The sequence below is a fragment of the Paenibacillus sp. N3.4 genome (assembly GCF_008017805.1).
Classification (GTDB): Bacteria; Bacillota; Bacilli; order Paenibacillales; family NBRC-103111; genus Paenibacillus_E.
Window position 1 is genome coordinate 34691 of the sequence record NZ_VRTT01000059.1, and the last position, 10213, is coordinate 44903.

Sequence of the window (10213 nt, forward strand, 5' to 3'; positions counted from 1 at the left end):
CTTAGCTCATCTGGGAGAGCGCATCGCTGGCAGCGAAGAGGTCAGGGGTTCGCCCGCGCGGACGGAACGGATGAGTAACCTCCAAAGAAACTACTTCAAGTGCAGGAGCACGGCGTCTGAATCTACCGCTAAGCTTGTCTTCATCGATTCTGCTTCGTAAGCCATTTAAATCAAGATTCATAAATCCCCCTAGGCTCCATATGAAAAATCCGCAACCAACATGGTTTGCGGATTTTTCCGTTATGGAGCCACGGGGAGAGAACCCCTTTGGGTTCGCCCGCGCGGAACACCACAGACGTTATTTAAGCAAACTAATCAAGATTAAGTACCTTACGGACATAACGTACGCTATATGCGTATAACCCCCCCTATCTCTTATCCATTATGACAAATAGCGGAACCTATGTCCGTAATGATTTTAAAAGCTAGATAATTTATCAAATAAGCGCTCTCATGTCCGTAACTCAATGATATTTACTGTCATCTCAACCTGAGGTCCATATCCTTGTATCTCAATACCTCCTTTTGCGCCACCTAGTATATAGGCGAGGTCAAGATATCTATAGCCATTATTGAAATCACGAACCTCCCATTCTGGATAAAGATTATCAAAGTTGCCCATTACCGGAAACCATATTTTTCGCAAAACTCGATTGTTCCGTGACCAATTCTTCTTTTAAGTAATTCTCTTCTTCTGTGGTTTTTTTATGATAAGATCGAGGATTCTTTTTTAACCTTGCGAACTCTGAAACGATTTTGAAACGTCAAATGATGCATAATGATTACATCAAGACAATTAAAAGATAGTGGAGGGATTTTTTGGGTAGAAGTGCACCACTGACTTTATGGCGGGAATAAGAAGGTAATACATTGTTGTGATACAATATGTGTTTTTCGAAACAATTTGTATAGTAAGGATGTCTTATTGCCGCAAAATAATTCCAATTAGAGGAGGAATAAGATGAAAAAGACAAGTATAATTCTGTTGGTTATCCTTACAGCAGTATTCTCTCTTGCAACAGGTGCTTTCGCTGCCAGCAAACTTACCACTATACAAGCGTATTTAAACGGAGAGGTGAAGTTTCTCAAAGACGGCGAGAGTTGGCGCCCGACGGACGATAAGGGCAACGAGGTTTTACCAATTACCTACGATGGAACAACCTATCTGCCTCTTCGTGTTGTCGCCAACGTTCTGAATATTCCTGTATCGTACAATGATGCGGAAAAAATAATTTCGCTTGGTGAGGGCAAAAATGTCTCCTTGTATAGTAAAGAGATGAAAACGGAATACTCCAGCGCGAAATTTTTTGATGTAATCGACAAAAAGCAGCTCATTTTCGGCGGAAAGCAGTACAATGGAGCTTTTGCATTCTCAGCAAGCCCTGGCGAAAGTTATAGCCTAAAAATTGACTTTGGCCAAAAATACAGCACCCTGCATCTCATGGTCGTTGCCAAAGCCACTATGAAAATGAAAGTATACAATGGTGCTAAGCAGCTGCTGTCTGATGAAATTAGTGTCGTGGAGGGTGAAGTTAAAGAAGTAGATGTTGATCTGAAGGGCAGCCAATATGCAGAAATACATCCCTATTATGGCTATGACTCAAATTTAAGCGACTATCCGCTGCTTTATGTTCTGAAGGACAGCTATGTAAAATGATAGAGGATTATTCCCCTTTTGATCTTGAGGAATGTTTCGTTCCTTTTGTCAATGGGGGGGGGTTCATATCTCTGATTGTAATGGCCGGCTTCACAGTATAGGGGCTCGCCATCCGATGTCGCTGCCGACTGTGAACAAGGACAATTCCGTAACTCTGGCTTGGAATGACAATTCCAACATGGAGTCGTACTAAGAAGCTTAAAGCGAGAAAATAGAGCAAAGATAATGCATACAAATGTGCGTTAGAAAGAGGAGGGTTTCTACGTGGGTGCAGCCAAAAAGCTACTTCTACTGTTTTTTGCGTGTATTTTGTTTTTGAGCGTCCTTTTGCCAATGCCGATTACTTATGCGGAAGCACATGTTACTAAGTTCGCCATTCAAGATGCAAGCTCAGATTTAATCGCTGGAAAAGAGTATTTAGCGATGTTAGAGACCGACAGGGCAAATGGCACTTTTATTGGTGTAGAATATAACTATTCTACCGATGGTGGAGCAACGTGGATCGGTTCGTCCATATTTCTTAACCAACAGGATTCTATAAATTCATCTTTTGTATTGCCCATTGACCGGCAGTTGACATCAGCAATGTTCCGCGTCCGTGTCGATTTCACACCTACCTTTGGAAAAGATAGCCACTCCGAGAAAACGATCGGCCCTTATAAAATCCTGCAGCCGGGCTCGCCATCCGATGTAGTTGCGGTGGCGAATAAGGACAATTCCGTAACCCTGACCTGGAATGACAATTCGAACATGGAGACTTATTATACCATTTTCCGCGATGGACCTGATGGCTCCAAACCCTTTTATGTAACGAATACGAAGGATCACTTGGGCCTGCTCAGCTACGTGGATAAAACAACAAATCCAACTGAAAGTATAATTTATGCCTATTCGTTGTATACCGTAATTGACCAATACGCCCTGCCGGATAACATCAAGCCGGGGCCGGTGAGCGTTCTTGTAAAAACGAAGCAGCTGGCACCGAAGATCACGGATCCAATCAAGAACAACACGGATCTTTTCAAGCTTAGCGACCCTCAAAAAACGATAACAGATTCGCCTAAAGGCTTATTGTCAGATAAATATGCAGCTAAATTAAGCCAGTATATCCTTGACGTCGATAACGTTGCTGTGAAAAGTGTAGAGTTGAATAAAAAATCATTGGCACTGAATAAGGGTGAAAGTCAAACGCTAAACGCAGCCATTTCTCCTTCCAATGCGGTCAAACAGCAGGTAACGTGGAGCAGCGATAATCCAAAGGTTGCTACTGTAGACAGTGCCGGTAAAGTTACGGGCATTTCTGCGGGAACGGCGATTATAAAGGCGATGACAGCAGATGGGCTCACCAGTATATGTGTCGTAAGAGTAACCGAAGATCCGCAAGCCAATGAGCCGACTCCAACTCCGGCTACGCCTAAACCTAAGGCCACCAGTGCGCCAACTCCTACTATGCCCAAGACAGATTTCACGGATATAGCCGGACATTGGGCGTATGAGGATATCACGCAAGCGGTGGAATTAGGCTTCGTCAACGGCTATCCGGATGGCACATTTCGCCCGGACGGAAGCGTCACCCGCGCCGAATTTGCCAACATGCTCATGAATGGGATAAAGCCGACAACAGAAGGCGCGGAGCTTCTCTTCAAGGATAAAGACAAAATTGGCGCATGGGCGCTCCAATCGGTTTCAAAGGCATTTAAGTTAGGGATCATCAGCGGGTATTCGGACGGTACGTTCCAACCGAGTGCCAACATTACACATGCAGAAATGATTGCAATGATTGTTCGCGCTTCCGGTCTCCCCATGGATAATACGCAGCCGACCGGTTATGCGGATGATGCGGACATTCCCAAATGGGCGAAGCCCGCCGCTAAGACGGCTGAATTGAATGGGATCATTATCGTCTCGGGTATTACAGGCAAAGCATTCGCACCACAGACGTTATCTACCCGCGCTGAAGCTACGTCGGCTATTGTTAAGATGCTGAAGATTGGAAAATAGAACAAACATGCAGTTAAGAAAGTGGTGTCAATGCGTTAATAGAAGGTGATTTGTTCAAGCCATTCAGACTAACTCTTGACGATAATCGTTGCAATTGTTATTTTGGAAACAAGAAGGTGATTATGATGACAGGATATCGCATTCAATTGCTGGGAACGTTTCAATGCTTTTACAACGACAAGCCGTTTGAACGTATGCTTACAACCCGACAGCAGCTGTTGTTTGCTTATTTTTTGCTGCATCCTGATATCCCTATAAATCGGAAGCATCTGGCCTTTATGTTTTGGCCAGATACTTCGGAACCGCAAGCACTGACTAATCTGCGAAAGCTTATATATGATTTAAGAAAGTGTTTGCCTATATCGGACACATTTTTAGAGATGAACGGCAGTCAGATTACATGGCATTCGCTTGAACAATGTAGCGTCGACGCGTTAGATTTCAACCAGATGGCCGAAAGTGTGGAAATAGCGGATTTAAAACGCGCTATTGCTTCCTATCAAGGGGAACTGCTCCCTGGTCACGACGAAGAATGGGTACTGGAGCTTCGCGAGAAGCTATCTTTTCAATATGCAGTATTACTGAAACGGATAATAACGATCTGCGAAAATAAAAGAGACTTCCACTCCGCTCTGGACTATTCCATTCGTTACCTTCACTTGGACCGTTATTCAGAATCGGCTCATGTACGTGTAGCTAATCTCTATGCATGCAATCATAATTTAAGCGCGGCTTATAGGCAGTTTGAAGAAATGAAGACGATGCTTAGCAAGGAATTGGGTGTGCTCCCTTCTGTTGATACTATGGAGAAATTCAATCAGCTTTCCACGATTGCCCGCTCGGCTACTGTGAGAGAAAATAAAATGCAGGTGCCGTTCGTTGGCCGCGAGCACGAATGGAATCGGCTGCTGGAATGTTGGGATAAAGCTATGCGTGACCGCTCGATGTTAGTCGTATTGGATGGCGAAGCTGGAATCGGCAAGACACGTCTAGCCGAAGAATTCGGATTTTGGGCGCAAATTCAGGGCATACGGGTTTATACCTCTTTTTGCTATTCATCAGACAGCATTCCAATCCCTCATGAGCCTCTGGTCTCCTGGCTGGAGCAAGCTGATCTTCAGCATATGGACACAGCAGGTTTGGTGGAGATGTCCAGAATGCTGCCCAAGCTGAAAGAGCAATATCCTGAGCTGCCTCCTCCCGCACCTCTCAGTGAAAATTGGCAGATCCGTATCTGGCATCAGGCTAACCTTGACGCACTGTCCGGCGGAAAGTCGACAATTTTAATCCTTAATGACCTGCAATGGGTGGATAAAGAAACGCTGCATTTGCTAAGTTTTTTTCTTCGTCCAGAGCATTCTTCAGCCTTGATGATGATCTGTACCTTGCGGACGGGAGAAGGCTTTATGCCTGATCATGTTAGAGAGTTTATCGATGCTCATCGTTACCAGAACAAGCTTGCGCAAATTGGAATTCCCTTCTTATCGAAGCAAGAAACGAAACTGCTGGCAGCATCATTGCACCAATCGAAATGGATCGCAGCTGAAATTGCTCAACTGTACGAGGAAACCCAAGGAAATCCACTATATATCGGGGAAGTCGTGCGATCGATTCAATTCAATACCCGCCATGAAAGCTATGGTACTACAATCCTTTATTTGATGATCCATCGGCTAGCCATGCTGCCTCCTTCCTACCATCCTCATGTTCACCTTTTGACGATTCTCGGCAAACCTGCACCCATCCCTTTTTTGACCGGAAATGCCGATCTGCCTGACCAAGCTGCCGATCACATTGAGGCACTCATCCAATCACGCATATTGTCCGTGACAGATCATGGGATGGTGGACTTTTATCACAAAAGAATGAGAGAAGCCTCGATGCTCCGGATGAACCGATCCGTGAGACTCGCTTGGCATCAGGTAGCTGCCAAAGCTATGATGCAGCATGAAAATGAAAGGTACTTTACTTTCGCAGAGATAGCTTATCAGCTTGAAAATGCCGGACTGCACCTCGAAGCCACAGAATACTATATGAAAGCGATCGAGGAGGCAAAACGGGTTTGTGCGCATGATACCATTATCGAATATGGAAGCTCAGCGCTTAGAGCGGCAAACCCGGAACAGAAGTTTAAGCTCCTGTCCTCTATGGCTCATGCGTATCGAATGACCGGTCGATGGTTGGATATGGAGAACACCTACAGGATATTACTGCAGCAATCTGAACATGCTGTTCCATTGGAGTTAAAAACCATGTACGAAGTCGGATTGGCGAACTGCTTAAGACTGCAAGGTAAATACTTGGAAGCTTTAGATTATTTGGAAAAATGCCTGCATCGCTTTGAACTGTTAAATGACAGCAAGGGGCTTGCTGAAACATGCGGAAATCTGGGCCTTATTCACCAATATTTGGGTAATTTTGAAGTAGCCGCCCGCTTTTTGCAGCAAAATATAGAGCTTAACCCGGAAGGCAGCGAAAATGAGCGGTTCATAGTTATTTTGGGCAATCTCCTGTACGATCAAGACCGGTTTGAGGAATCGATACACACCTTCAAAAGGCAAATTCAACTTGCAAGCGAGCGCCATAACCGAATTGATCTAGCCAAAGCACTTGGAGGCATCGGGCTGAACTTCCTGGAGACGCAACAATTCGACCGCGCCTATACGTCGTTTTGCGAAAAATTAGAGGTAAGCCGACTGCTTGGTGACCGGATGGGTATGGCGATTTCCATCGGATTAATTGGAAAGTGGCATATGAAAGTGGGCTTTTATCAGGAAGCTCATGACTGTCTTCTCTATTGCTTAGATGAAGCGCTTAGGATTGGCGACATGCGAGTTGTCGGTATTATGCTGGGTTTGATCGGGCACACCTTTGGAGAGAGGGACAAAGAGAACGAAGCACTGTGGATTTTGCAGCAAGCAGAGCATGTAACGGAATATCTTAATGTCCCTTTTTTTGTTTGCGATACTTACTATTATCGTGCCTATTTCGAACTCAAGCGCAAAAGGTGGCAAGAAGCAGAAGTGTATATTGATCGAGCGCTTAACCTGTCTGCCAAGCTTAATAGAAGCAAATTACACGAAGCATTGTCTAGCTTTCTTATACTTTGTCAGAATAAGACCGAGGATTCTATTGTTCTTCGCACAATAAAGCATGTAGAAACGGCTCCAGTTATTCCGAACGAAGCCTCTTCCCATTCTCGCACTTTTGCAGAATTACAAGAATCGATTACGGCCCTGCGAGCTCAGAAACACTTTTGAAACGTCGGATGATGCATAATGATTTAGTCAAGACCTATTAAATGATAAAGGAGGGATTTTTTTGAGCGCAAGTGCACCAGTAACATTATCACGGGAAGAAGGAAGCCATATTTGGTATACCGGAGGTTTGTTAACAATAAAAGCCGGGTCTGAGCACACCGGAGGGCAATATAGCTTGGTTGAAGAGCTTTTGCCGCCTGGGATGTCGACTCCCTATCACATTCACCGCAACGAAGATGAGACCTTCTATCTCATTGAAGGGGAAGCAGAGTTTATTATAGAAGGAACTGTGCAATTGGCGAAAGCGGGCGCTTTTTTATTCCTTCCACGCAATATCCCGCACGGATTCCGGGTTACAGGAAAGCACCCCGCGAGAATGCTGAACATGGTCAACCCCGCTGGATTAGAGCGATTTTTTATTGAACTTAGCCAGCCGGCTGCAGAGCTTGTCATTCCGCCTTCTGCAATGCCCGACATTCCCAAGATGATCGAAGTGGCGAAGCGTTATAACATTGAAATACTCGGCCCTCTCGAACATTTCATTAATGGTAGTGAATTGGGGTAGTGAAACTAACCATTGCGGGAGAGCGCATCGCTGGCAGCGAAGAGGTCAGGGGTTCGATCCCCCTATATCAAGACAAACATGGGAAGCCTTGGGCATCGAACTCGGTAAGTTTTGTTCTTCGTAACCCTATGTACAAAGGATATATGGTGTATGATATTTCGGAAACGGACAAGGTTTTATCGCATAGCTCACTTGTGGCTAATGCATAATTCATAAATTGCGTAAAATACTCTTGAGTGTCTAATATTGATCGTACTAAGAGAATAAATGAGATATAACAGTTTTAAGTTAAAGAAAGTTAAAGGACAGTTATGCTCAATAAAAAAGGCATGAGAAACTCAGCTAAAGTTCTGACTCTCGCTTTCAGTAATTAGCTGATCCTTATACATTCCGCCCCACTCAGCAAGTGTCACCAGAATGGGATGAAGTGAAACTCCTAGTTCGGTTAACGAATACTCTACTTTCGGGGGCACTTGATTGTACATTGTCCTCCTTACGATCCCGTCATTCTCCAATTCTCTTAACGATTGTATTAGCATTTTTTGCGTAATATTTATCACGAGTTTTTGTAACTCATTCGTTCGCTTTGGACCAAAATGCAAGTGATACAGAATGAGACTCTTCCACTTTCCACCAATTACTTTTAGGCAGATTTCAAGCTCGTTATAACAAAATTTCATCGGGATCAACTCCTTTACCTTTGCTATTAATACTTTTTGGTTACTATAACACAAATTAGTGTGTACTTCTCAAATCTTCATAATTAATATACCATTGATTTGAAGCCGCTTCCATACAGAGTGAGGGATCGCGAAAAAGCTTTGAACGGTGACCATAATAGTCCATTTTTTTTGGCTACTCATACGAATTTTGAAAGGGGAAGAGGGATTGAGCGAGTTAATTTTTAAACAATTTGAGATGACAAGAGGTTCTTTTATTGAAACTGTAGAATCAATCTCGAAGATAACAGCAGATGTTCAGCCAGAAGGATTTAACAACACGATCCATTGGCATATCGGTCATGTATTAACGATTACGGAAGGGGTTATAAGCTATCCCCATCCAATAACGACCCATCTCCCGGCAAACTATATTGAATTATTTGGTACAGGAACAAGACCAAGTGAATGGAAAGGAGATGTCCCTTCTGTAGATAAGCTCATCTTAATGCTAAAGGAACAATTGGTTCGTTTACAACGAATTCCATCTGGAAGGCTAAATCAGAGGCTGGAAGAACCTTTTATGGGACTTGAAACCATTGCAGAATTCGCGAGTATCGTTTTACTGCATGAAGGAATCCATATAGGACTTATTGATGCGATGAAACGTGTCATTAAAGCATCAAATTAATGAACTAATAAAGGAATATTAGTTATAGGGGGAAATTACAATGACTCAAATAGATGGCAAGTTAGATAAAAAAGGGATTAAAGTAAATTACTTGCTCTATTTATCGGATCGCATGAAGACTAATCAAAAGTTTCCACTTTTACTCTTTCTCCATGGTGTGGATCAACGAGGAGATGATGTGGAGTTTATTAGACATTTTGCTCTTCCGCAAATCTTGGAAAGCAAAACTGACTTTCCTTTTATCGTCGTTTCTCCACAATGTCCTGGTCATTCATCTTGGGATAAGGAAACTAATGCAATAATAACTTTACTAGACGAAATTAATTCTATATACCCAGTGGACCCAAAAGGGTGTACCTTACAGGTATAAGTATGGGAGGCTATGGTGCTTGGGATTTAGCAATTAAATATCCGGAAAGATTTGCGGCACTTGTGCCAATCTGTGGCGGTGGGACACCTGAAAAAGCACAGATCTTGAAAAATACCCCGGTATGGGCTTTTCATGGTGCTAAAGATGATATCGTACCTTTGCATGAAACGCTTAATATGGTCGAGGCTTTAAAACAATGTGAAGGAAATGTAAAGTTATCCATCTACCCAGATGCAGGCCATGACTTGACAGAAACGTATAACAACCCGATGCTCTATGATTGGTTCTTACAACATACAAGGTAACCTCTCACCCCAGATAACTGATATACAATAGAGCGGGATTTCATCTGGAAGTCCAGCTTTGATATATTGATGAGCTTTATTAGCCTCACCCATTATGATTTTTTGTTACCTGTTACCGCTTTTGCTTGAGAAAAGGCGCTTTCAATCCCAGTACAAAGTGAGGTACTCGATAAGGAATGTCCACCCATTTTTGGGTGTGTAATACCCCTATGTGGAAGAGCGCTTCGCTGGCAGTGATGAGGTCAGGGGTTCAGTCCCGCGAGGACGGAATGTTGAAGTGGCTTCGAAGAAGAGCTTCAAGTGCAGGAGCACGGCGTTTGAAGCTACCGCTAAAATCTCGATCCGAGTAAGGCTTCGACAACCTTCCAATCAAAGATTCATGCATTCCCCTCTCGACTTCACGAAGTGAAATTTGTGCTACCTTGCAGGTTTCTTGGCTACTTCTAGTAACTTTTGGTCTTTCTATCCTCCAAATCGTCCATATAACGCGATTCAATTAACGTACTTACCAACAAAAGCTATATTAACAACCAAAATAAAACTTAACGGACACCAAAGACGTTATTTTAGCAAATTATTCAAGATTAAGCATCTTACGGACATGTGGAGGCTGTCGATTCATTGTAGATATCTCAGTCCCCAAAACTACTGTTGCGAATAGATCAAATACTACGAAAAATTCAATACTTTAACTGGTTTTCTCCC

Annotated in this window: 10 protein-coding genes and 1 pseudogene; 8 read left to right on the forward strand and 3 right to left on the reverse strand. The window is 43.4% G+C overall.

What is annotated here, in order from left to right; all coding sequences use genetic code 11:
• Position 1 precedes the first annotated feature (1 nt).
• Both FU659_RS24770 and FU659_RS37590 read right to left on the reverse strand, forming a co-directional pair.
• Positions 2–181 carry a hypothetical protein gene (locus FU659_RS24770; RefSeq protein ID WP_147950006.1) on the reverse strand — a complete coding sequence of 60 codons (180 nt, stop codon included), beginning with the start codon at positions 179–181 and terminating at the stop codon, positions 2–4.
• 312 nt (positions 182–493) lie between these two features.
• Positions 494–705: pseudogene (locus tag FU659_RS37590) on the reverse strand (transcriptional regulator); the annotation flags it as partial.
• 256 nt (positions 706–961) lie between these two features.
• On the opposite strand from FU659_RS37590, the gene FU659_RS24780 reads away from it, so the two are divergent.
• The 5 genes from FU659_RS24780 (at position 962) to FU659_RS24800 (ending at position 7692) form a co-directional block, all read left to right on the forward strand.
• Positions 962–1657, forward strand: a complete 696-nt coding sequence (locus FU659_RS24780) for a stalk domain-containing protein (RefSeq protein ID WP_147950007.1) — start codon at positions 962–964, stop codon at positions 1655–1657.
• Between the two features lie 264 nt (positions 1658–1921).
• Entirely contained in the window at positions 1922–3658 is a 1737-nt protein-coding gene (locus tag FU659_RS24785; protein ID WP_147950008.1) for an S-layer homology domain-containing protein, read from the forward strand.
• A gap of 122 nt (positions 3659–3780) precedes the next feature.
• Positions 3781–6918, forward strand: a complete 3138-nt coding sequence (locus FU659_RS24790; RefSeq protein ID WP_147950009.1) for a tetratricopeptide repeat protein — start codon at positions 3781–3783, stop codon at positions 6916–6918.
• 61 nt (positions 6919–6979) lie between these two features.
• Complete coding sequence (locus FU659_RS24795) at positions 6980–7483, forward strand: quercetin 2,3-dioxygenase (RefSeq protein ID WP_147950010.1); 504 nt, start codon at positions 6980–6982, stop codon at positions 7481–7483.
• Entirely contained in the window at positions 7483–7692 is a 210-nt protein-coding gene (locus tag FU659_RS24800) for a recombinase family protein (protein ID WP_187274376.1), read from the forward strand. The genes FU659_RS24795 and FU659_RS24800 overlap by 1 nt, the downstream gene beginning before the upstream one ends.
• A gap of 129 nt (positions 7693–7821) precedes the next feature.
• On the opposite strand, the gene FU659_RS24805 is transcribed toward FU659_RS24800, so the two are convergent.
• Positions 7822–8163, reverse strand: a complete 342-nt coding sequence (locus FU659_RS24805) for a winged helix-turn-helix transcriptional regulator (RefSeq protein ID WP_147950011.1) — start codon at positions 8161–8163, stop codon at positions 7822–7824.
• A gap of 208 nt (positions 8164–8371) precedes the next feature.
• Between FU659_RS24805 and FU659_RS24810 the strand changes: the two genes are divergently transcribed.
• From FU659_RS24810 to FU659_RS37600, 3 genes are read left to right on the forward strand one after another with little or no spacing between them, the layout of a single operon-like run.
• Entirely contained in the window at positions 8372–8833 is a 462-nt protein-coding gene (locus FU659_RS24810; protein ID WP_147950012.1) for a DinB family protein, read from the forward strand.
• 40 nt (positions 8834–8873) lie between these two features.
• Complete coding sequence (locus tag FU659_RS37595) at positions 8874–9203, forward strand: hypothetical protein (protein WP_261808031.1); 330 nt, start codon at positions 8874–8876, stop codon at positions 9201–9203.
• 2 nt (positions 9204–9205) lie between these two features.
• On the forward strand, positions 9206–9508 hold the full coding sequence (locus tag FU659_RS37600; RefSeq protein ID WP_261808032.1) for a carboxylesterase family protein: 303 nt from the start codon (positions 9206–9208) through the stop codon (positions 9506–9508).
• The last annotated feature ends 705 nt before the right edge of the window (positions 9509–10213 follow it).